The 21,632-nt window shown below is 59.4% G+C and carries 18 protein-coding genes; 2 read left to right on the top strand and 16 right to left on the bottom strand.

Annotation, left to right across the window (positions count from 1 at the left end; genetic code table 11):
• Positions 1-10 precede the first annotated feature (10 nt).
• From CLM58_RS05600 to xseA, 10 genes are all read right to left on the bottom strand, one after another.
• Entirely contained in the window at positions 11-973 is a 963-nt protein-coding gene (locus CLM58_RS05600) for a glycosyl transferase family protein (RefSeq protein ID WP_095594952.1), read from the bottom strand.
• Positions 970-3,648 (bottom strand): nitrate reductase, encoded by a 2,679-nt coding sequence (locus CLM58_RS05595; RefSeq protein WP_095594951.1) that lies wholly within the window; start codon positions 3,646-3,648, stop codon positions 970-972. The genes CLM58_RS05600 and CLM58_RS05595 overlap by 4 nt, the downstream gene beginning before the upstream one ends.
• Positions 3,648-3,980, bottom strand: a complete 333-nt coding sequence (gene nirD, locus CLM58_RS05590; RefSeq protein ID WP_095594950.1) for a nitrite reductase small subunit NirD — start codon at positions 3,978-3,980, stop codon at positions 3,648-3,650. The genes CLM58_RS05595 and nirD overlap by 1 nt, the downstream gene beginning before the upstream one ends.
• Entirely contained in the window at positions 3,977-6,415 is a 2,439-nt protein-coding gene (gene nirB / locus CLM58_RS05585) for a nitrite reductase large subunit NirB (RefSeq protein ID WP_095594949.1), read from the bottom strand. The genes nirD and nirB overlap by 4 nt, the downstream gene beginning before the upstream one ends.
• A 4-nt stretch (positions 6,416-6,419) precedes the next feature.
• Positions 6,420-8,096, bottom strand: a complete 1,677-nt coding sequence (locus tag CLM58_RS05580) for an ABC transporter ATP-binding protein (RefSeq protein ID WP_095595213.1) — start codon at positions 8,094-8,096, stop codon at positions 6,420-6,422.
• A gap of 5 nt (positions 8,097-8,101) precedes the next feature.
• Positions 8,102-9,187 (bottom strand): ABC transporter permease, encoded by a 1,086-nt coding sequence (locus CLM58_RS05575; RefSeq protein ID WP_095594948.1) that lies wholly within the window; start codon positions 9,185-9,187, stop codon positions 8,102-8,104.
• A gap of 105 nt (positions 9,188-9,292) precedes the next feature.
• Positions 9,293-10,660 carry a CmpA/NrtA family ABC transporter substrate-binding protein gene (locus CLM58_RS05570; RefSeq protein WP_095594947.1) on the bottom strand — a complete coding sequence of 456 codons (1,368 nt, stop codon included), beginning with the start codon at positions 10,658-10,660 and terminating at the stop codon, positions 9,293-9,295.
• Positions 10,661-10,907: 247 nt separating this feature from the next.
• Positions 10,908-12,083, bottom strand: a complete 1,176-nt coding sequence (locus tag CLM58_RS05565; protein WP_095594946.1) for a CmpA/NrtA family ABC transporter substrate-binding protein — start codon at positions 12,081-12,083, stop codon at positions 10,908-10,910.
• Positions 12,080-12,664, bottom strand: coding sequence for an ANTAR domain-containing response regulator (locus CLM58_RS05560; protein WP_095594945.1), 585 nt, complete (start codon positions 12,662-12,664; stop codon positions 12,080-12,082). Before CLM58_RS05560 ends, CLM58_RS05565 begins: the two co-directional genes overlap by 4 nt.
• 148 nt (positions 12,665-12,812) lie before the next feature.
• Entirely contained in the window at positions 12,813-14,291 is a 1,479-nt protein-coding gene (gene xseA / locus CLM58_RS05555) for an exodeoxyribonuclease VII large subunit (protein ID WP_095594944.1), read from the bottom strand.
• A gap of 71 nt (positions 14,292-14,362) precedes the next feature.
• On the opposite strand from xseA, the gene purD reads away from it, so the two are divergent.
• The gene (purD, locus tag CLM58_RS05550) at positions 14,363-15,625 is read left to right on the top strand and encodes a phosphoribosylamine--glycine ligase (protein WP_095594943.1); all 1,263 of its coding nucleotides are present in this window, start codon (positions 14,363-14,365) and stop codon (positions 15,623-15,625) included.
• Positions 15,626-15,685: 60 nt separating this feature from the next.
• On the opposite strand, the gene CLM58_RS05545 is transcribed toward purD, so the two are convergent.
• The 3 genes from CLM58_RS05545 to CLM58_RS05535 form a co-directional block, all read right to left on the bottom strand.
• Positions 15,686-16,051: a cupin domain-containing protein gene (locus tag CLM58_RS05545; RefSeq protein WP_095594942.1), complete on the bottom strand. Its 366-nt coding sequence runs from the start codon at positions 16,049-16,051 to the stop codon at positions 15,686-15,688.
• Positions 16,052-16,106: 55 nt separating this feature from the next.
• Positions 16,107-16,874: an FG-GAP repeat domain-containing protein gene (locus CLM58_RS05540; RefSeq protein ID WP_229666156.1), complete on the bottom strand. Its 768-nt coding sequence runs from the start codon at positions 16,872-16,874 to the stop codon at positions 16,107-16,109.
• Positions 16,875-16,981: 107 nt separating this feature from the next.
• Positions 16,982-17,305 (bottom strand): 2Fe-2S iron-sulfur cluster-binding protein, encoded by a 324-nt coding sequence (locus CLM58_RS05535; protein ID WP_095594941.1) that lies wholly within the window; start codon positions 17,303-17,305, stop codon positions 16,982-16,984.
• A 114-nt stretch (positions 17,306-17,419) separates the two neighbouring features.
• On the opposite strand from CLM58_RS05535, the gene CLM58_RS05530 reads away from it, so the two are divergent.
• Positions 17,420-18,892 carry a hypothetical protein gene (locus tag CLM58_RS05530; RefSeq protein WP_095594940.1) on the top strand — a complete coding sequence of 491 codons (1,473 nt, stop codon included), beginning with the start codon at positions 17,420-17,422 and terminating at the stop codon, positions 18,890-18,892.
• Between the two features lie 36 nt (positions 18,893-18,928).
• On the opposite strand, the gene CLM58_RS05525 is transcribed toward CLM58_RS05530, so the two are convergent.
• The 3 genes from CLM58_RS05525 to hflC all read right to left on the bottom strand — a co-directional run bounded on the left by CLM58_RS05525 (position 18,929) and on the right by hflC (position 21,629).
• Positions 18,929-20,404 (bottom strand): Do family serine endopeptidase, encoded by a 1,476-nt coding sequence (locus CLM58_RS05525; protein ID WP_229666157.1) that lies wholly within the window; start codon positions 20,402-20,404, stop codon positions 18,929-18,931.
• A gap of 150 nt (positions 20,405-20,554) precedes the next feature.
• Positions 20,555-20,749, bottom strand: a complete 195-nt coding sequence (locus CLM58_RS05520) for a DUF2065 domain-containing protein (RefSeq protein ID WP_095594939.1) — start codon at positions 20,747-20,749, stop codon at positions 20,555-20,557.
• A gap of 1 nt (position 20,750) precedes the next feature.
• Entirely contained in the window at positions 20,751-21,629 is an 879-nt protein-coding gene (gene hflC, locus CLM58_RS05515) for a protease modulator HflC (protein WP_095594938.1), read from the bottom strand.
• Positions 21,630-21,632 lie beyond the last annotated feature (3 nt).

Below are 21,632 nucleotides of genomic sequence, written 5' to 3'. Positions count from 1 at the left end.
CTGGTATATCCTAGCCCTTGGGCCGGTTTTGCCAAAGGTTCCGCGCCTTGGCCAGCCCTTCCGGCTCTCCTGCGGCTTCCAGCGCCAGCGCGGCTGTCCCCAGAACGACCGCTTCAGCGAATGGGTCATCCAGATCGCCACTCCACAGGCGCGCCAAGTCAGCGGGAGCGTGTTCGGCATCCGCAAGGCGGCGTGTTTCGTCAAGGATCGGCGCAGCGGTTGCCTGCCACGGCGTGCCGTCCTTCAAACCAAACAATTCGATGATTTTGGACGGGTGACGCTCGAACTCTCCGCCACCGCCCTTGATAACGGTCATGGCGGGTTGGCCAAGGATCGCCCCGGCGTCCATCTGCAACTCTCGGTAAGGCGGATGAAACACCCCTTGAACCGACACCGCAGCCCCGCCGGGGTTCAGCACCCGCAGACACGTGTTGACCGCCGAGCGCAGGCCTAGAACTTCACGCAGGCGTAAAAGGCGTAAAAGCTCTGGGGCGAAGGCTTCCAACGGCAAATAGGCGATACCTTCTGCGGCCATGATCTGACCCGCGTCCGCAACAGACCCGGCCTGCTTGATCCCCGCTTCGGGCAACGCCCCACGCACATCGGCAATCGGGTTTTGGTGCGAGTTCCAGCCATGCAACAACACCGGATGCCCGGCCTGGGCAACAAGCTTCGCCGCCAGCAGGAACCATGGCACCCCTCGTGTCCGACCAGCCGCGTAGCTGGGCCAGTCGATGGCGGGACGCGTGCCCGTCCAAGGTGCGATCTCGGCGCGCATGGCGGTGACAAACCCGGCAATCTCGGGCGCGATCTCACCGCGAAACCGCATGAGCATCAAGAGCGCGCCAACCGCATGCGGGTCGGCGTCTCCGGACAGGATCAAGGCCATGGCCTCTGACGCCTCCTCCTGCGTCAGAGACCGGGCACGGCCCGGACCGCGCCCCATGGCATGTACAAATTTCGAAAGGCTCACTCGGCGGCAGCTTTCGGTGTCAGGGCATTGACCAGAAGCGTGGCCAGCTCGGGCTTACACGACCCGCAGTTGGTGCCCGCGTTCAGCGCCTCGCCGATGGCATCGACAGAGGTCAGCCCCTTGGTTTCGATGGCGGTCAGAATGGTGTTGATCCCTACATCAAAGCAAGCGCAAACCGTGGCGCCGGGATCGGGCTGATCTTCACCGGGGCGGCCCGACAGGACCGCAGGACTGGCGCCCTGCCCCAACAGATCGGCCACATAGCTACGCGCCAATGCCACCGGTTCGCGCGCTGCGAACAAGGCGGCGCGCAAGACACCCTCTTCCAAAAACGCCAGCCGTGCAAGACCCCGCGCTTCGTCGATGTAAGTGACGACTTGGGCATTGGGCAGGTCAAAAATCTGGCGGGCGTAAGCCTCCCAGTCAGCGGGGGCTTTCCGGCCGGCAAGTTCGGCCCGATAGCCGGACTTTGTCTTGGCAAGCGCCCAGTATTCCGCTTTGGGGGTCAGCGCATCGCCACAGACGGCAAACCCGTACCAACCGGCCTTGTAGGGCGCGATGGCGACGGTGGCGGCTTTGCTTTCTGGCTGCCCCGAGACAGGGTCCACATTCGCCGTGACCAGCGTGTCGATCCGCCCGCTGGATGAGGTCTGACCCGTCCAGTGCATGGGGGCAAAGACCTGCCCCGGGGCGACACGGTCTGTCACCAGCACCCGCAGGATCGAGCGGCCGTGAGCATTGCTGACCTCGGCCAGATCGGCTGGTTTCAGACCCAGCTTCAGCGCGTCTTCGGGATGAACCTCAAGATAGGGCTCTGCCAAGTGCTGGCTAAGACGCGCAGACCGCGCGGTGCGGGTCATCGTGTGCCAATGGTCGCGCACACGGCCCGTATTGAAGATATAAGGTGCATCTTCTGTCGGGATCGATTGCGGCGGGCGATAGGACACCGCCAGCATGTTGGCCTTGCCAGTACCGGTGAAAAAACTGCCGTCAGCAAAGTACCGCCCCCCGGTGCGGGTCTTGGTAATCGGCCAATGGGTGGGTTTCAGTGACTGGTATTCCGCCTCGGACACGTCAGCCAGACCCGAGATGTCGAAGTCCCGTCCAAATCGGCCCGAGATGCCGGACATAGCGGCATACTCGCGGAAGACCTCGGCCGGCGAATGGAAATCAAAGGCCGATGCCCAGCCCATGGCCTTGGCCACGTTGCACATGATCTGCCAGTCGTGACGCGCCTCGCCCGGGGCGGGCAGAAAGCCTTTCTGACGGCTGATACAGCGTTCAGAGTTCGTGACGGTCCCATCTTTTTCCGCCCACCCTGTGGCGGGCAGGACGATATCGGCCAGCTTTGCCGTGTCGGTATCGGCGAACATGTCCGAGACGACGACAAAGTCGCAGCCCTTGATCGCGGCTTTCACCTTGTCGGCTTCGGGCATCGAGACGACGGGGTTCGTACACATCACCCACAGCGCCTTGATCTTGCCCTCGCCCACGGCGTTGAACATATCAACGGCCTTCAGGCCGGGCTTGTCGGCGATGACGGGGCTGTCCCAGAACTCGTGCACGGCGGTGCGGTGCGCGGGGTTCTCGATATCAAGGTGGCAGGCCAGCATATTGGCCAGACCGCCCACCTCGCGTCCGCCCATCGCATTGGGCTGACCGGTGACCGACAGCGGCCCCATTCCCGGCTTGCCAATCCGGCCCGTGGCCAGATGACAGTTCAGGATCGCATTCACCTTGTCGGCCCCGGCGGAGGACTGATTCACACCTTGGCTATAGATCGTGACGACTTTCTCTGTCCCGACCCACAGGTCATAAAAGGCCTGCAACTCCTCCAGCTGCAGGCCGGTGACGGAAATGTCCGCCATTCGGGCTTCGACGAGTGCCGCGTCGAAACCGTTCACAAAAGAATTCACATAGTCGGTGTTAACCGCGTCCTGTTCGGCGATCTGCACCAGCAAGCCGTTGAACAGCGCGACATCACTGCCGGGGCGCAAGGCCAGATGCATATCAGCAAGGTCCGAGGTCGCGGTACGACGCGGGTCGACATTCACGACCTTCATGCCTGGACGCGCCGCCTTGGCTGCGGCCAGACGTTGGTACAGAACCGGGTGGCACCACGCCAGATTCGACCCTACCAGCACCACCAGATCGGCCTCTTCCAGATCGGAGTATTGGCCGGGCACGGTATCGGCACCAAAAGCCCGTTTGTGACCCGCAACGGATGAAGCCATGCATAGCCGCGAATTCGTGTCGATATTGGCCGACCCGATGAAGCCCTTCATCAGCTTATTGGCGACGTAGTAGTCCTCTGTCAGCAACTGTCCAGAGACATAGAAAGCCACGCTGTCGGGGCCATGCTCGGCGATGGTGGCTTTGAACCTTTCGGCGACTGTTGCGACAGCACGATCCCAATCAGTGGCCACGCCGTCCACCTGAGGCTGTAACAAGCGCCCCTCAAGCGAAATGGTTTCCCCCAAGGCCGACCCTTTCGAGCACAAACGCCCAAGGTTGGCAGGGTGGTCAGGGTCGCCCTTTACGGTGACCCTACCGGCGCTGTCGGTCGTGGCCAGAACACCGCAACCTACCCCGCAGTAGGCACAGGTTGTTCGGGTTGTGACCCCGTCCAAATTCGCCGGTTTTGGGGTCACGATTGGATCTGCTCCGCCATCCATCAGGCGGCCGAAAGCTTGGACAGGTCTGAGACATCCATCAGAATGCGCCCGTCCTGCACCGAGACCGGATAGGTCCGGATATGACCGTCATCCGCGCCTTGCGCCTCGCCCGTTTCCAGACTGAACACCCAGTTGTGCAGCGGGCAGGTCACCGACTTGCCGTGAACGATCCCTTCCGACAGAGGCCCGCCCTTGTGCGGGCAGCGGTCGGTTGTGGCAAAGACCTCGTCCTCGGCGGTGCGGAACACCGCGACACAGCCAACAGCAGTTTTGACGATGCGGGCACCGCGTTCAGGGATGTCACTCAGGGAACCAATATCAAGCCAGCTCATTCCGCCGCCTCCAGTGTCAGATCTGCCATCGGCGCATAGGTGCGCGCCTTTTCGGGTTGGGCATGCTCGGCCCACGGGTCTTTGCGATAGATTGATTGAGACAGTTCGAACCGATCAACCAGCGCTTTGCGCTGCTCCAGATCGTCAACGACCTGCTCCTTGACCCAGTCCAGCCCCACTTTGGCAACCCATTTGTAACCACGATCCAGATACTTGGCGTTTTCGCGGTAGATCTGGATGAAGGCGGTGGTCACCTCGATCGCTTCTTCCTCGGTCGGGACCTTGGCCAGAAGCTCGGTCTCTTTCACGTCCATACCAGCGGCACCGGCGACAGAGACTTCATAGCCCGAGTCCACACAGACAATCCCCACGTCTTTACAGGTCGCTTCCGCGCAGTTCCGCGGGCAGCCAGAGACGCCCAGCTTCACCTTGTGCGGTGTCCAAGAGCCCCACAGAAGTTTTTCAAGCTTCACGCCCAGACCAGTCGAATCCTGCGTCCCGAACCGGCAGTGATCAGAGCCCACACAGGTCTTCACCGTCCGCAGACCTTTGGAATACGCATGGCCGGAGACCATGCCCGCCTGGTTCAGGTCGTACCAGATCGCAGGAAGGTCTTCGCCCTTTACGCCCAACAGATCGATCCGCTGGCCACCGGTCACCTTGACGGTCGGGACGTTGTATTTGTCCGCCGCATCCGCGATGGCGCGTAATTCGTTCGGGGTGGTGATCCCACCCCACATCCGCGGAACAACGCTGAAGGTGCCGTCTTTCTGGATGTTGGCGTGCTTACGCTCGTTCACGAAACGCGACTGCGGGTCGTCCTGATACTCTACCGGCCAGTCAGCCAGCAGGTAATAGTTGATCGCCGGGCGGCAGACGTGACAGCCATTGGGCGTGGTCCACCCCAGTTCCTGCCAGACAGCGGCCTGAGACTTCAGCTCTTGCGACTTGATCAGACGGCGAACGTCCTCGTGGCTTAGGTCCGTACATCCACAGACCGATTGCGCGGCGGGGATGACGAAATCGTCGCCCAAAGTGGCCCCGAGAACCTGTTCAACCAACCCCGTGCAGGTCCCGCAAGAGGCAGACGCCTTGGTCGTGGCGCGGATCGCGGCCAGATCGGTGGCACCGTTGTTGATGGCCTCAACAATTGTGCCTTTGGAAATGCCGTTGCAGCCGCAGATCTCTGCGTCATCCGGTAATGCTGCAACGGCCGCCATAGGGTCCGCAGCGGCACCCCCTTGGTAGGCCGGTCCAAAGATCAGCGTGTCGCGCATGTCCGAGATATCGGTCCCGTCTTTCAGCAGGCCGAAGAACCACGCACTGTCCGAGGTGTCGCCATAGAACACGGCACCGATGATCTTGTTCTCTTCGATGACCAAACGGCGATAGACCCCGCGCGCCGGGTCGCGGAAGACGATGTCTTCGCGGCCTTCGCCATCGGCAAAATCGCCTGCGCTGAACAGGTCACAACCGGTGACTTTCAGCTTGGTCGACAGCGATTTCTGGACATATGTGGCGTCTTCACCTTGCAACGTTTTCGCGACGATTTTGGCTTGGTCGTACAGAGGTGCGACCAGACCAAAAACCTGACCGTCATGTTCGACACATTCGCCAACGGCGAGGATGTTTTCGTCCGAGGTGACCATCTGGTCGTCGACCTGAATGCCCCGGCCCACCGCCAGATTGCTTTCCTGCGCCAGACCAACGTTGGGGCGGATACCCACGGCCATGACCAGCAGGTCACAGGGCAACTCGGTGCCATCGTCCAGCATCAGGGCTTTGACCTTGCCGTCTTCGCCGACAATCTCTTTGGAATTCGCGCTGCATTTGACGGTGATCCCTTTGTCGGTCAGCGCCTTGCGCAGCAGGTATCCTGCGGCTTCGTCCAACTGACGCTCCATCAGGTGGCCCATGATGTGAACGACGGTGACGTCCACGCCGCGCAGTGCCATGCCTGCCGCAGCTTCCAGCCCCAGAAGACCCCCGCCGATAACGACCGCTTTCTGACCTTCTTGCAGGGACATCATCCGCTCGGTGTCTTCCAGATCGCGGTAAGCGATGACGCCTTCCAGATCGTGGCCGGGCAGCGGGATGATGAAAGGGTTAGAGCCGGTTCCGAACAGCAGCTTGTCATAGGCCAGAACCTCGCCGTTGTCCGCCGTGACGGTCTTGGCCGCGCGATCAATCGAAACGATCTTCTCGCCAAAGCGACAGGTCACTTTGTTTTCGGCGTACCAGTCGTCGTCATGGATGACGATGTCCTGATAGGTCTTGTCGCCAGCCAGCACCGGGCTGAGCATGATCCGGTCATAGTTGCCACGGGGTTCCGCGTTGAACAGCGTCACATCCCAACTGGGATCCTCGGCCAGAAGGTGCTCTAGCGCGCGGCCAGAAGCCATGCCTGCACCGATTACAATCAGTTTCTTTGTCATGTGCTTACTCCGCCGCGATTGCTTTAGGCTTGGACTTCGGCTTGGCGCCGTGTTCGTACTCTTCCAGGAAGTCGAGAACCTCCTGTCGGTAGTTGTAGTAGTCCGGGTGGCTAAGCAGCGCTTGGCGCGAGCGTGGGCGCGGCAGGTCGACATCGACGATCTTGCCGATCGTTGCCTGCGGGCCATTGGTCATCATGACCACACGGTCCGCCAGAAGGATCGCTTCGTCCACATCGTGCGTCACACAGATTGCAGTCACCTTGGTCCGGTCCCAGACCTCCATCAGTACTTCCTGCAACTCCCACCGGGTTAGGCTGTCCAGCATCCCGAAAGGTTCATCCAGAAGCAGAAGCTTGGGCGACAGGGCAAAGGCGCGGGCGATACCGACGCGCTGCTTCATGCCGTTCGACATGGAATGCGCCGGGCGGTCCATCGCATCGGCCAGACCAACGCGTTCGAGATAGTATTCGATCACGTCCTGACGCTCTGCCATCGACGCTTTCGGATAGACCTTGTCCACACCGATCGCGACGTTCTCTTTGGCGGTCAGCCAAGGAAACAGGTTCGGCGACTGGAACACGACGGCACGTTCAGGGTCTGCGCCTTCCACATGGCGACCATCCAACTTGATGGCCCCTTTCGAGATCTCGTTCAGACCTGCGGCCATGGTCAGCACGGTCGACTTCCCGCACCCCGAATGACCGATCAGAGAGATGAACTCACCCCGGTTGAGCTTGAGGTTGAAGTCCTCGACCACGGTCAGCGGACCCTTGGGCGTCGGATAGACTTTGTGCAGCTGGCTGAAATCAAGGAAGTTACGGTCGATCAGGCCTTTCTGGGCCTCGGCAACCGCCGAAGGAACACCGTGGATCGGGGTCACGTCTGGCAGTTGCTTGGTGCCTTCGACCTTGGCTTCGATCCCGACGTCCATCAGGTATTTCGTGACATCGGCACGCAGCTTCTTGAACCCATCGTGATGGTTCATCTCCATCCGGTCGCGGGGCCGCGGGATGTCGACTTTGAATTCATCACCCAAGGTTCCATCCGGGTTCAGCGGGATGATCCGGTCGGCCAGAATGATCGCCTCATCCACATCGTTGGTGATCAGGACGCAGGTTTTCTTGTCGGACTGCCAGATCTGTTCGATCTCATCGGCCAGATTGGCGCGGGTCAGCGCATCCAGTGCGGACAGAGGCTCGTCCAGCAGCAAAACCTCGGGGTTCATCGCCAAAGCACGGGCCACGTTTACACGTTGGCGCATACCCCCCGACAATTCGGCCGGGCGACGTGTGGTCGCGTGCGAAAGCCCCACCATCTTGACGTAGTGGTCGACCTTTTCCTGACGTTCTTTCTTCGACAGTTTCGGGAACATCGTATCGACCGCAAGACTGACGTTTCCATTCACGGTCAGCCACGGCATCAACGAATAGCTTTGGAAGATCACGCCGCGCTCGGGGCCCGGGCCGGTGATCGGCTTACCTTTGAAAGTAACCTCGCCCTTGGTGGGGGTATCCAGCCCCGCCATCAGGTTGATCAGGGTGGTCTTCCCGGTGCCCGAGAAGCCGAGAAGGACAAGGAACTCGCCCTCCTCTACGCTTAGGTCGATGTCTTTTAGGACCGGGGTATAGGCCGTGCCTTCCCCGAAGCCTTTGCTGACGTTCTTGAATTCAATCACACCCATGTCGATCACCGGTCATTCGTGAAGGTGAACAGGGACTGCAACGCGTACATCAGGCGGTCCAGCATGAAGCCGATGATCCCGATGGTGAAGACTGCAACCATGATCTTGGCCAGCGACTGGCTTGATCCGTTCTGGAACTCATCCCAGACGAACTTGCCCAGACCCGGGTTCTGCGCCAGCATTTCCGCCGCGATCAGAACCATCCAGCCAACGCCCAAGCTTAGACGCAGACCGGTGAAGATCAGCGGCAGGGCCGAGGGCAAGACCAGCTTGGTGATCTTGGTCCAGGTGTTCATTTTCAGAACCTTCGACACCGACACCAGATCTTTGTCGATCGAGGATACACCTAGCGCGGTGTTGATCAGCGTGGGCCAAAGCGAGCACAGCGTCACGGTGATGGCCGAGATCAGGAAGGATTTGCTGAACAGCGCGCCCTCGGTCGCGACAGTGGCCGAGACGATCATCGTTACAATCGGCAGCCACGCCAGCGGCGAGACCGGTTTAAAGATTTGAACCAGCGGGTTGATGGCGGCATTCGCGGTCCGCGACAGGCCCGCCAAAATACCGGTTGGAACCGCAACGATGGTGGCCAGCAGGAACCCGAAGAACACGGTCTGGATCGAGGTCCAAATCTGAGCGTAGTAGGTCGGCTTGCCGGTATAAGCACGCTCTTTGACCTTCTCGGGCTTGCCGTCAGCGATCAGCTTGGCGTTCCGCACCTCTTGGCGTTCATAAAAGGCCGCTTCCTTCTCTTTCTCACGTTGCGCATCGGCGTGCAGGTTTTCGACCTGTTCCCAGACCTGCGCCGGGCCGGGGATCGCGCCCAGAGAGGTAACGACTTTCGGCGCAAGGAAGCTCCACAGCATCAGGAAGGCCGCAATCGCGATCAAAGGAACCGCCAGCAAGCGCCAGATCTCTTTCATCTGGGCGCGGGGGTTGTCGCCAGCGGCGGCTTTCAGAACGGGCGTTACCCAGCTTAGGCCAAGAACCTGAAACCAGGCGTCGGCCTTGTTGATACGGGTGAACAGGCGGGCTTTGCGGGCTTCTTTGTCCTGCGCGGCACTCAGCGCATCGGGATCAATAGCGGTCATCTTTTTTGTCCTCAGAGGAGAGAGATCAGGTTGCCCCCGGGGGGCGTTGGGTTCTCACACGAGGGAGGAAGAGAACCCGCGCCCATCAGGGGCAACCGATTGGGGTTAGCCTTGGACTTCGTTGCCAATGACTTTCTGTTCGCCTTTCAGGCCGATCGGCAGGCTTTCCAGATAAGCATTCGGGGTGCGGCCGTCGTAGGCGATGCCGTCGATAATGTCCTCGGCTGGGGTCGGCGCCTTGTAGCCGTCAGTGGCGAAGTCAAACATCTCTTCAGAGGCATAGCCGTCGTCGATCAGGCTTTTCGCAGCTTCCAGATAGATTTCCGGCTTGTAGACCGATTTGGCCACTTCGTCGTACCAGCTATCGGGCTTGTACTCGGCGATTTGGCCCCAACGGCGCATCTGGGTCAGGTACCAGATCGCATCCGAGTAGTAGGGGTAGGTCGCGTTGTAGCGGAAGAACACGTTGAAGTCGGGAACCTCACGCTTGTCGCCTTTTTCGTATTCGAACGTGCCGGTCATCGAGTTCGCGATAACGTCATAGTCCGCGCCCACATATTCCGAGCGGCTCAGGATTTCGACGGCCTCAGGTCGGTTGGCGTTGTCGTTTTCGTCCAGCCACATCGCTGCGCGGATCAGCGCCTTGGTGATCGCAATGGTGGTATTCGGGTTCTCTTCCTGGAACGCGGCGGACAGGCCGAAGACTTTCTCGGGGTTGTTCTTCCACAATTCATAGTCGGTGATGACCGGAACACCGATGCCTTTGAACACGGCCTGCTGGTTCCATGGCTCACCTACGCAGTAGCCGTAGATGGTGCCGGCTTCCATGGTGGCGGGCATCTGCGGCGGTGGGGTCACAGACAGCAGAACGTCAGCGCCGATTTGACCGGTGATGTTTTCAGGCGAGTAGAAACCCGGCTCCAACCCGCCCGCGGCCAGCCAATAGCGCAGTTCATAGTTGTGGGTCGAAACGGGGAAGACCATGCCCATGTTGAAGGGCTTGCCTTCGTCCTTATAGGCTTCAACGACCGGCTTCAGCGAGGCAGCCGAGATCGGGTGCTGCGGGCGGCCGTCATCCATCAGCGGAACATGGGGTTTCATCTGCTCCCAGATTTCGTTGGAAACGGTGATGCCGTTGCCGTTCAGGTCCATCGAGAACGGGGTGATGATGTGCGCCTCGGTCCCGAAGCCGATGGTTGCTGCCAGAGGCTGACCCGCCAGCATGTGCGCGCCGTCCAGCTGACCGTCGATCACGCCGTCCAGAAGAACCTTCCAGTTGGCTTGCGCTTCAAGGGTCACGTACAGGCCTTCGTCTTCGAAGTAACCTTTTTCATAAGCCACAGCCAGCGGCGCCATGTCGGTCAGTTTGATGAAGCCGAATTTCAGTTCGTCTTTTTCGACGTCCAGAAGTTCAGCAAATGCCGGGCCGGCCAAGCAGGTTGTGGCTGCCAAAAGCGTTGCAATGCGTTTCATGTTCAGTTCCCTTGGTTGGCCCCCACCGGGGCAAAAACAGAAAAAGCCGCTGACTAACTTCGCGAGGAAACGAAGAGTCGAGCGGCTTTGCTCCGGGTTACCCACATCGTTGGGGTGAAACTTTGATCAGGAACGTCTTTGCCCCTGAGACACCGTCATGCTGCAGGTGCACGGTCTGCTTTTCAAATAATTTTACATGACCGACGCACCTCGCCGCAATGCAGCGTCAGCTTTGCCTGTTTTTTGATCAGCTTATTGCAGAGGGGTCAAAAATTGAGCCGTCAAAGAAGGAATCAGGGGCAAGGATTAGCTTTCCCGAAACCGACGACACAGCCGTCGGATGGGCGATCGCCCCCTCCAGCTTTTCAGACGCTCCGGGCATCTCTGCCCCGACGTCGGCAAGGTTCCGGCGATACAAATCGGCCCGGAACACCATTCGGGCGGCGTCCATCGCCTGCGCGCGGTCCAACCCTGTACGCGCCGCCAGCCTGCTGCCGATAAAGGCCGCCTGCGACCGCCACGGAAAGGTCGCCGCCCCCGCAAAGAAGCGCACGTATTCTGCCTGGCGGCGAATATCCCCGCTTGGAGAGATCACCAGACGACCAGACAGCGCACGCTCTAGAATACCCGCTTCGACATCGACATATTCGGGCCGCGCCAGAATTTCAGACGCCATCATCCGGTTCTCTATGTTGGACAGCCAGCGCCCTGCACGCCAAGTCGCGCGCATCAAGCGGCGACAAAGGTCAGGCTCTTTCGTGGCCCACTCATGCCGGACGGCCAGCACCTTTTCAGGCGCAAAGGACCAAATGGCAGAGCCTGGAAGCAAAAGCTCTCCGACCCCGTTTTCTACAGCGATAGAGCCCCAGGGTTCGCCCACACAGAAAGCGTCGATCTCACCGGCGGCCATGGCTTGCGCCATAAGCGGCGGCGGCACGGTTTTGACCTGCAAATCTTGCGGGGCCTTCACGCCAAGCGCACCCAGCCAATGATACAGCAACTCAGCATGCATCGAGAACGGGAATGGCACCCCGATCCGAGGCTTGTCTCCAGAGGCCGCGATCAGGGCCTTACCGGCTGCAAACGCATCCGCAAAGTCAAACCCAAACCCAGCGTCTTTCATACGTTTCGCCAGATCGCGTGAAACGCCGATGACGTTGCCGTTCACGGAAAGAACGGAAAGCGCATCCAACTGAGCTGCCGACCCGCCAAGACCAAGCGCCGAGGCAACGGGGACCGGCGACAACATATGCGCCACCTCGATCTGACCAAGCGCAAGCATGTCGCGCAGGGTCGACCAGCTTGGCGCTCTTTGAAGTTGCAGGTCCAGCCCTTCTTCTTCGGCGAACCCGATCTCGCGGGCGATCACCAGCGGTGCCACGTCGAGAAGCGGGATGAACCCAGCAGTCAGTTGGACTGTCATGACAGCAACCCCGCGGCAGTTACCAAGGCCTCGGCCACATCCACAACCTTGCGGCCCTGATCCATCGCCGTCTTTCGCAGCAAGGCATAGGCCGCGTCTTCGTCCAGCCCGCGCGCCTTCATCAACAGCCCCTTGGCGCGGTCGATCACTTTACGCTCTTCCAAGGCTCGGCGCGTCGCATCCAGTTCGGCGCGAATCTGCTGGAACATGTGAAAGCGCGCGATGGCGGCATCCAGAACGGGGCGAATGCGATCCGACCGCAAGCCGTCCACGACATAGGCCGACACCCCGGCCTCGATCGCGGCTTTGGTCAGGCTGTTGTCGCTTTTGTCCACGAACATCGCCACAGGCCGCTCTAGCGGACCAGAGGCCAGCGCCAATTCTTCCAGCATGTCCCGGCTTGGGCTGGTCACGTCGATCAGAACGATATCGGGATTGCGTTCCTGAATACGCCGGGCAAGTCCGGTCTCTTCTGAAATCACGAAAATATCGAAGTCACCGGCTTCGTGCAGGCTGTCGACGATCAGAAGAGCGCGGTCGCGATCCTTCTCTACGACAACAATTGAGATTTTCTTGGGCATTGCGAGTCCGTTCGGCGTTCAGCCGTCAATACGAAGCCACAGAGATCAATTTGAAGGCTCAAGCCCCAGATAGAAGGCATCGGTCCCAACTCTGCTTAGGCTTTGCGCAGAATTGCCAAGTCAGCCGCAATATTGGGCACTTGGGGAACTATAGCAGACTGCCCTGTTCTGGCGGGGGCGTTGCGGCCTTCTTTTTGCGAGGGGCGCCACCAATCGCCATGCGACCGTCCTGAAACTCGATTTCCAAAGACCCCGCTTTTTCGGCCTCGGATTTGCTGGTCAAAACCGCATCACCCGACCGCACAACCGCATAACCACGGCGCAAGGTCTCGGTATAGCCAAGGGTTTGACGCATACGCTCCAACCCTTCCAACCTGTCGCGCAGGCGGCGGTTGCGGGTTTCGCCTGATTGGACCAGACGTGCCGACAATTGATCCAGCGCCTGTTTGCGTCGGGTATTCTCACGCGCCAGTGTTTCAGGCTGCAGGCGCGAAGCGCGGTCGTCCAGGCGATCTTTGGCCGTTTGGATCGTGCGGCGCAACGCCGAGGGACGTAAGCTGGCGGCCGCTTCTGACAGGGCCAACCGTTTCGCGCGGGTGGCCGAGATCAACGCCGGATCAAGCCGTTCACCCCAAAGGTCCAACCGTTGACGCGCGGTCTGCGTCAGGGTTTGCGGGTGAGGCAGGGCACGGGACAGGTCCGCCAATCGTTGTGAGCGCTGGCCAAGCCCGCGGGTCGTACCCTGCGACAGCCGAGCCCCTTGTTGCTCTACCCACGCCAGCAATTCCAACCGCACCGGCACCGCCAGCTCTGCCGCCGCCGTGGGCGTTGGCGCACGTTGATCCGAGGCAAAGTCGATCAGGGTTGTGTCGGTCTCGTGCCCGACGGCCGAGATCAGCGGGATTTGCGAGGCTGCCGCAGCACGAACCACGATTTCCTCGTTAAAGCCCCAAAGGTCTTCGATCGAACCGCCACCCCGTGCCACGATCAACAGATCGGGTCGCGGCAAGGCCCCGCCGGGGGTCAAGCGGTTGAAGCCTTCAATCGCGCGGGCCACTTCGGGCGCGCAAGCCGCCCCCTGAACGGCCACGGGCCAAATCAGAACCTTTCGCGGGAACCTGTCCCGCAACCGGTGCAGGATGTCGCGGATCACCGCACCAGAGGGCGAGGTTATGACCCCGATGATCTCTGGCAGATACGGCAAGGGTTGCTTGCGTTCTGGCGCGAAAAGGCCCTCTGCCGCCAACGCTTTCTTGCGCTTCTCAAGCATCGCCATCAACGCGCCTTCGCCAGCGACTTCGACCTCGTCCACGTTCATGTTGTATTTGGACTGGGCGCCAAAGGCGGTCAGCTTACCGGTGACGATGACCTCCAGACCTTCTTCGGGCACCACAGACAAGCGCGCAGCCTGACCTTTCCACGTGGTGCAGGCCAACACGTTATTGTCGTCCTTGACGTCATAATACAGGTGGCCAGAACGCGCCTTGAACACGCGGCCAACTTCTCCGCGCACCCGAATTCGGCCAAAGGCGTTCTCAATGGTCTTTTTCACAGCTCCCGAGATTTCGGAAACCGTGAATTCCGGGGCGTTTTGACCGGGGGCGGCGTCTTCGATCAGGTCGGACATGGGCTGCTTCTTGTGTTGTGCTTTGCGGCAGCTTAGAACGCACGCGATCAAAGGGAAAGCAGAGGCGGCAGATGAACATTCTTATTCTTGGCAGCGGTGGGCGCGAGCACTCTTTGGCTTGGGCGATCAAGCAGAACCCCAAGTGTGATCGGTTGATCGCGGCGCCGGGCAATGCCGGCATGGCCGAGATCGCGGAATGCGCAGCCTTGAACATCGAAGACGGCGGCGCGGTGGTAACCTTTGCCGAAGAAAACGCCATCGATTTCGTCGTGATCGGCCCCGAAGCCCCCTTGGCCACGGGTGTGGCTGACCGTCTGCGCGACGCGGGCATCCTGTGCTTTGGTCCGTCAGAAGCCGCCGCCAAGCTGGAAGCCTCGAAAAGCTTTACCAAGGAAATCTGCGACGCCTGCGGCGCACCGACCGCCGGTTACGCCCATTTCACCGAGGCCGAGGCCGCCAAGACCTATATCCGCGAACAAGGCGCGCCGATCGTAGTAAAGGCCGACGGTCTGGCTGCGGGCAAAGGCGTGATCGTAGCGATGGACGAACAGACCGCCTTGGACGCGATCGACGACATGTTCAGCGGCGCCTTTGGCGGTGCTGGCGCCGAGGTTGTCATTGAAGAGTTCATGGAAGGCGAAGAGGCGTCTTACTTCATTCTCTCCGATGGGAAGAACGTGCTTCCGGTCGGGACCGCGCAGGACCACAAACGCGTGGGCGACGGCGACACCGGCCCGAACACCGGCGGTATGGGCGCCTATTCCCCCGCCCCGGTGATGACCGATGACGTGGCCCAAAAGGCGATGGACGAGATCGTCAAACCGACCGTGGACGAGATGGCCAAACGCGGCACACCCTACCAAGGCGTTCTATACGCGGGTTTCATGATCAAAGACGGCCAACCGCGACTGGTGGAATACAACGTCCGGTTCGGCGACCCGGAATGTCAGGTGCTGATGATGCGTCTGGGTGCTCAGGTTCTGGACCTGTTGCTGTACTGCGCCCGTGGCGAGTTGGATCAGGCCAAGGTCGAATGGGCCGATGACCACGCAATGACCGTCGTGATGGCGGCGAACGGCTATCCCGGCAGCTACGAGAAGGGCTCTGTCATTGGTGGGCTAGAGGCTTTGCCAGAGGACAGCATGAACATGGTTTTCCACGCTGGCACCAAGGAAGTTGATGGCAAAGTGACCGCGAATGGTGGGCGCGTCCTGAACGTCACCGCCCGAGGCGACAGCCTGCAGGACGCCCGCGACCGAGCCTATGCAATGGCAGAGGCCATTGACTGGCCCGAGGGGTTCTATCGCAAAGACATCGGTTGGCGCGCGCTGTAAATGGCGACAGATCTGATCGACTTAAGGCGGCGGGCATAGCCCGCCGTTTTGCGTTTTAGACTAGTCCAATTGGACGATCGCCAAGTTGACGTTCTCGGACCCCACGACATGGGTCGTGTGACCAGACCCGTTCACGTCTTCCATGTGCCAGATACCACCGGATGTAATCTGCCGGACATCACCATCCCCGGCTTTGACCTCTAACGAACCGGAAAGGCAGAAGGCGATTTGTCGGCGCGGCGAAGGATGCTTGGCACCGCCCCACCCCGCAGGAAGCGTCACGAGTACAAAACGCTCTGCCTTGATCGGGTCAGACAGATATATCGCGGGTGCCGGTGGCGCGAAATCCGCAAGCGACAACTGAAATGCTTTATCCTTGAAATAGGACACGCCATCGGCGTCTTCGGTAAGATACAGATACTCCATGGAACCCCCAATCTATGGGGTGATCTTACCAGATTTTAGCGCGTGCCGCGACGGATCAGCGGCAGTCCAATGCGGCCTCGACAGAGTTCTGTCCGGAAAACGCGCCAACAGGCCGCGCGCGCAATGCTGTCATTGTCAGTCGCGTGACCATGACCCGCTGCCAATTGCCATCGACCGTGACCAATTCGGGGCCCTCTCCGCAATCACGGATACCACCCGTGATGAACGGGTCGCCGATACGGTGGTTGGTTAGCCCATCCATGTCAGCAACATGCGAAAGCTCACCGCGCTTAATGCGCCAGATCCGCAAACGCTTTGCCAGATGGGGGCGGTCGATATAGGCAAGCTCGATTTGCCCATCGCCATCCAAGTCAGCGATGCCGATCGGGGCCAGCCATCGGTTACGCTGCCCTATGAACGGGGTGGACGTCGTCTTGACGAGCTTGTCATCTGCCACTGAATAGACAGCGAGTTGCGCGCCCCTCTGCATGTCGCTTTCAACGACAACGATTTCAGGAGTTCCATCCCCATCCAGATCGGCCAGCCGCGGACGGATGTCCTCAAACACCCGAGACTGTGGAAGCGTGATTTCCGCCTGTAAATAGGGCCCATGTTCCGGACTTCCTTGGCGGACGAAGGTCAACCGACCCCATTCTGGCGTATCGCCCAAGACGGCATGGCCATAACGATTGGTTGGGGCATCAAAAAAGGCATGAAACCCGGGCAATAGAACACCTGTGGCGTCTGTCACCGGATCAAGGGAACAGCCTTGGGACGCCTTGCTTTGAAAGCAATGCTGCGACGGTGCGGTTGTCTCGGCCATGCTCGCAGGAGCTAGGGCGCAGGCCGCCAACCACACGCACAAACGTTGCAATGCGCGGCGGGTGCGCGGCCGCCAAAGTGAAGATCGTTGACGCCGCGCCTTTTTCATCAAATCTGCTTTTCGGGCAGACGAACGACCAAACCGTCCAGATCGTCCGTAACCTTGATTTGGCAGGTCAGGCGCGATTTACCGGGTTCAGGGTTCCATGCAAAGTCCAGCATGTCCTCTTCCATCGCCTCTACGCCGGGCAGCTTGCGGAACCAATCCGCGTCGATATAGGCGTGGCAGGTCGAACATGCGCAAGCGCCGCCGCAATCGGCCTCGATGCCGGGAATGTTGTTGTCCCGCGCGCCTTCCATGACCGTCAGTCCGCTGGCCACGTCAACGGTGTGCTCGGTGCCGTTGTGCTCGATGTAAGTGATCTTCGCCATTTTTTAATTCGCTGCTTTGTTTCCTCGCCCCTAGATAGTTCTAGAGCACCCAAAATGCCATAGGCATCAGAATTGTGTTTATCACTTCTGCGACAGCCCCTAACCTTAACACCAATGCTTTCGTGCTTTTCAAAAGAAAACAATTTCTCAAAGTTATACGTCGTAGTTGCAGTAGCTTTGTTTGCTTCGGCCCACCTCTTGCTTTTGGGTGGTCCCGCCTTCCGTTTGGATGATGCCTATATCGTTCTGAACAACTCAGATGCTCTGCTACACGGCGACAAAAACTTCCCGGACGCACGACCGTTATTGGGTTCAACCAGCCTTATCCATACCCTCGCCGTCACGGCCCTTTCAGTTGTCCTTTCGCCGGAGTTAGCCCTTTGGGTTTCAGCTTGGGCATCGGTTTTGGTGCTGATGTTGGGCGTTTTACACCTGTGTTTACACCTTCAACTTAGCAGCTTGACGACGACCTTATTGGTTGTTGTGTCGGTGACTACAGGCGACCTTTTCAGAGTGCACCTCAATGGTTTGGAAACGGGCTTGATGATGGCCACAACCTTATGGGCACTCGTGCTGCTTCACATCGGGACGCGCCCTGTAAGTCTGGCTGCTCTGGCAGCCGCACTTCCATTCATCAGACCAGAATTAGGCCTTCTTTCTCTTGTAGTGATGATTTGCCTATGGGGTGATCTCAAACACGATGCCCAAAATAGGAAGCTAATCCAAATTATCTTCATTTTACTGGCCAGCTTCTTGCTCAGCCTGCAGGTAATTCTGTCTGGCTCAGCTCTGCCCTCGACCGGTTCCGCCAAAGCCCATTTCTTCGGCCTTTATCCATTTGACCAAGCCCTAATCATGCATAGGGGGATACAGATAATATCTGGGCTAGCCATGGACGGGGCCGCCATTCCCCTTTTAGCTTTAGGTATGATTTGTGGAAGGACCACCTTGATCGCTACGGGTTTTGGCGTGATCACTTCATGCCTGATACTTGGTGCATACTCTGAGATCGCAGATCAAAATTACTTTCGCTACCTTTACTTCGTGATCCCGATGGGTCTTTTCAATCTAACCGTCGCACTTTCCACCCCGCGCTTGCAGAAGGTTGGATCAGTCTTCCTTTGGGCAGCGATCGCGATCAATCTTGTGCTCGCAACCTTTACCTGGCCCAGAGCGCTGCAAGAGGTTCGGACAAAGGCTGTTTCTCTCGCGGCAACCGCTCGCTGGATTGACGAGAATTTGCATGCCGAAGACACGCTGATGCTTCACGATGTGGGATTTGTTTCTTTCGCAACCGATCAGGTCTTGTTTGATATCGTTGGCCTGAAGAGCCCATATGCCCAAACAATTGTCGAAGACTACGCTTTTCAGAAAGGCCTGCCCGGGCTGCAGAGAGCCCTGTCGAAGATGGTCGTGCAGTCGAAAGCCTGTTACTTTCTTGCCAGCAATTCTTGGAACGACACGTTCAACATGACGGAATTACTCATACAAGACGGATGGCGACTAGAGCCGCATCCAAGCGGATCGCCTCCAAACCACGTTTTGTTTCAAATCGTAGCTGCAGAGGTACAGCCAACCTGGGAATAAGGGGCGCACAAATTGCGCCCCTCTTTGTTTGCGGACTTATTCGCTGTCCAAAGACAAGGCCACGAAACGCGGCTCTCCGGCGCGGCGGACCAGAAGAAGGATCGACTTGCGCCCGCCCTCTTTCGCCGCCTCAATCCGTTCGCGGAACGCAGCCACATCCGCGACCTTCTGCTGGCCGGCTTCGGTGATCAGATCGCCCGCGCGCAGGCCTTTCTCGTAGGCTTCGCTGTCAGCGTCGACGTCAACGACCACAAGGCCGCTGGCGTTCTCGCCCAGCTCAAGCTCTTCCCGCAGTTCGCTTGTGATCGAGGACAGGGACAGGCCCATAACCTCTGCAACTTCAGGCTCTGCTTCGGCTGTGGCAACAGCAGGTACTGCGTTCTCGGCGGTCTCACGACGGCCCAGCACAACTTTCAACGTCTGGGTCTTGCCATCGCGGAACACCACCATGCGCACAGAGGCGCCAACGGTCGAGTCGCCAACGCGGCGCACAAGGTCCCGCGTGTCTTCGATGTCATTGCCATCGAACGACAGGATCACGTCACCGGATGCGACACCCGCTTCGGCTGCCGGACCTTCAGGTACATCGGTGACCAGCGCGCCACGGGCTTCTTCCAGACCGATGGCCTCGGCCACATCGCTGCTGACGTCCTGGATGCGCACACCCAGCCAGCCGCGGCGGGTTTCGCCAAAGTCCTTCAGCTGCGCCACCACCTTGGTGACGACCGAAGAGGACATCGCAAAGCCGATCCCGATCGATCCGCCATTTGGAGACAGGATCGCGGTGTTTACGCCGACAACCTCACCGCTCATGTTGAAAAGCGGGCCGCCCGAGTTACCACGGTTAATCGCGGCGTCGGTCTGGATGTAGTCGTCATAGGTGCCCGAAAGCGCCCGGTTGCGCGCCGATACGATACCCGCCGAGACCGAGAAGCCTTGGCCAAGCGGGTTGCCCACGGCCATAACCCAATCGCCGACGCGCACGATGTCACTGTCGCCGAAGGGCACAAAGGGAAGCGGCTCGTCGCTTTCGACCTTCAGAAGCGCGATATCCGTTTTTGGATCGGTGCCGATGACTTCGGCCTCCAGCTCTTCACCATTGAAGAACTCGATCAGGATTTCGTCGGATTTCTCAATCACGTGGTTATTGGTCACGATGAACCCGTCTTCCGAGATCACGAAACCAGACCCAAGCGCGCTTTGGCGCCGTTGGCGACGTTCGCCATCCCCATTGCCGTCCGGTAGCAGGTCACGGAAGAAATCCTCAAACGGGGACCCTTCGGGCACCTGCGGTCCAGGGGCGGTCGAAGCCGACACGCTGGTTGAGGTCGTAATATTAACTACGGCCGGGCTGACGCTCTCTGCCAGATCAGCGAAACTGTCAGGCGCACCTCGTGCGTGGGCCATCAGGGTCTGCGCCAAAAGAAGCGCCACCCCAAGGATTAGTACCCCCAGTGCACGAACCGGGTTGATGGTTTGGGTTTCTGTCAAAGCAAGCGATTGTGCTTTCACGTCTTTGCCTCCTTGTCTTCGTTGAGCCAGCGCACAGTTCGCGCGGCTTTGCACACAAGTTAGGCAGCGTTTGGCGAAACGCAAAGGTTTGGCGAGCAGGAAAATGCGTAAGTTTCGTCACATAGGCGTGAAACGGCCGTTAGATCCGACCTATCCGCCAATCAAACGGGCGATCCAGATCAGAAGAACCCCAGCTGCCAAGGCCGATAGCCCCAACATGCGACGGGTATCAGAGGGCATATTGCGCAACATCTCTAACACCTCGTCCAGACGCGAAGGGGCCAGTGCGAACACCAGCCCCTCGACAACGAGAACCAATCCTACGGCAAGCAGGATGGTCGACATTTTACCGGCCCGTGTCCGAGCGCAGGTAGTTGAAGAACTCGCTATCCGGGCTCAGGACCAGGGTCGAGTTGTCGCCTTTGATCGAACGCTGGTAGGCGGTCAGCGAACGGTAGAATTCGAAGAACTCTTCATCCGCGCCAAAAGCCTCTGCGAAGATCGCGTTCCGCTCGGCATCAGCCTCACCTCGGATGATCTCGGATTCACGGTTCGCATCCGAGACAAGCTCGACCACGGTCCGGTCGGCTTGCGCGCGGATACGCTGCGCGGCTTCCTGACCACGGGCGCGTTCATCGGTAGCTTCCCGCTCACGTTCGGCCCGCATCCGGCCGAAGGTCGCATCAAGGTTGGCGCGCGGCAGGTCGGTGCGTTTCAGGCGAACGTCGACAACCTCAAGGCCAAGGGACGTCGCTTCTTGGATCGCACCGTTTCGGATACGCAGCATCAACGCTGCCCGGTCCGAGCTCAGGATGTCGTTCGACGAAACCGAACCCAGAATTTCCCGGGTTTCAGCACGCAGGATCGAGTCCAGACGGCGGCCTGCAACGGCAATCGCCTGATCGCCCGCAGCACCGGTTGCTTCCCGGAACTTGTTGACGTCAACGATCCGGTACCGGGCGAAGGCGTCAACAACCAGACGACGGTCGTCCAGCGGTGTCACTTCGATCGGGTCCAGATCGCGGCTTAGAATACGCGAGTCATAGCGGGCCACCTGATCGATGAACGGCACTTTGAATGCCAGACCGGGTTCCGCCTTGGTGTCCACGACACGACCAAATCGAAGAACCAGCGCCTTTTCACGCTCGTCCACGATAAAGATCGACGACATCCCAAGCGCACCGATAACGACCAGAATAGGGAGTAGAAGGCTTGCACGTTTCATGGC

The sequence above is a fragment of the Actibacterium pelagium genome, from assembly GCF_002285415.1.
Classification (GTDB): domain Bacteria; phylum Pseudomonadota; class Alphaproteobacteria; order Rhodobacterales; family Rhodobacteraceae; genus Actibacterium_B; species Actibacterium_B pelagium.
The sequence above is the reverse complement of the archived record's forward strand: the minus strand, read 5'-3'. Positions and strand labels throughout refer to the sequence as shown.

Bases quoted from the DNA above. Each gene is read 5' to 3' on its own strand.
- CLM58_RS05595 (WP_095594951.1), bottom strand. From the start codon at position 3,648: ATGGATGGCGGAGCAGATCCAATCGTGACCCCAAAACCGGCGAATTTG.
- nirD (WP_095594950.1), bottom strand. From the start codon at position 3,980: ATGAGCTGGCTTGATATTGGTTCCCTGAGTGACATCCCTGAACGCGGT.
- nirB (WP_095594949.1), bottom strand. From the start codon at position 6,415: ATGACAAAGAAACTGATTGTAATCGGTGCAGGCATGGCTTCTGGCCGC.
- CLM58_RS05580 (WP_095595213.1), bottom strand. From the start codon at position 8,096: ATGGGTGTGATTGAATTCAAGAACGTCAGCAAAGGCTTCGGGGAAGGC.
- CLM58_RS05575 (WP_095594948.1), bottom strand. From the start codon at position 9,187: ATGACCGCTATTGATCCCGATGCGCTGAGTGCCGCGCAGGACAAAGAA.
- CLM58_RS05570 (WP_095594947.1), bottom strand. From the start codon at position 10,660: ATGAAACGCATTGCAACGCTTTTGGCAGCCACAACCTGCTTGGCCGGC.
- CLM58_RS05565 (WP_095594946.1), bottom strand. From the start codon at position 12,083: ATGACAGTCCAACTGACTGCTGGGTTCATCCCGCTTCTCGACGTGGCA.
- CLM58_RS05560 (WP_095594945.1), bottom strand. From the start codon at position 12,664: ATGCCCAAGAAAATCTCAATTGTTGTCGTAGAGAAGGATCGCGACCGC.
- xseA (WP_095594944.1), bottom strand. From the start codon at position 14,291: ATGTCCGACCTGATCGAAGACGCCGCCCCCGGTCAAAACGCCCCGGAA.
- purD (WP_095594943.1), top strand. From the start codon at position 14,363: ATGAACATTCTTATTCTTGGCAGCGGTGGGCGCGAGCACTCTTTGGCT.
- CLM58_RS05545 (WP_095594942.1), bottom strand. From the start codon at position 16,051: ATGGAGTATCTGTATCTTACCGAAGACGCCGATGGCGTGTCCTATTTC.
- CLM58_RS05540 (WP_229666156.1), bottom strand. From the start codon at position 16,874: ATGGCCGAGACAACCGCACCGTCGCAGCATTGCTTTCAAAGCAAGGCG.
- CLM58_RS05535 (WP_095594941.1), bottom strand. From the start codon at position 17,305: ATGGCGAAGATCACTTACATCGAGCACAACGGCACCGAGCACACCGTT.
- CLM58_RS05530 (WP_095594940.1), top strand. From the start codon at position 17,420: ATGCTTTCGTGCTTTTCAAAAGAAAACAATTTCTCAAAGTTATACGTC.
- CLM58_RS05520 (WP_095594939.1), bottom strand. From the start codon at position 20,749: ATGTCGACCATCCTGCTTGCCGTAGGATTGGTTCTCGTTGTCGAGGGG.
- hflC (WP_095594938.1), bottom strand. From the start codon at position 21,629: ATGAAACGTGCAAGCCTTCTACTCCCTATTCTGGTCGTTATCGGTGCG.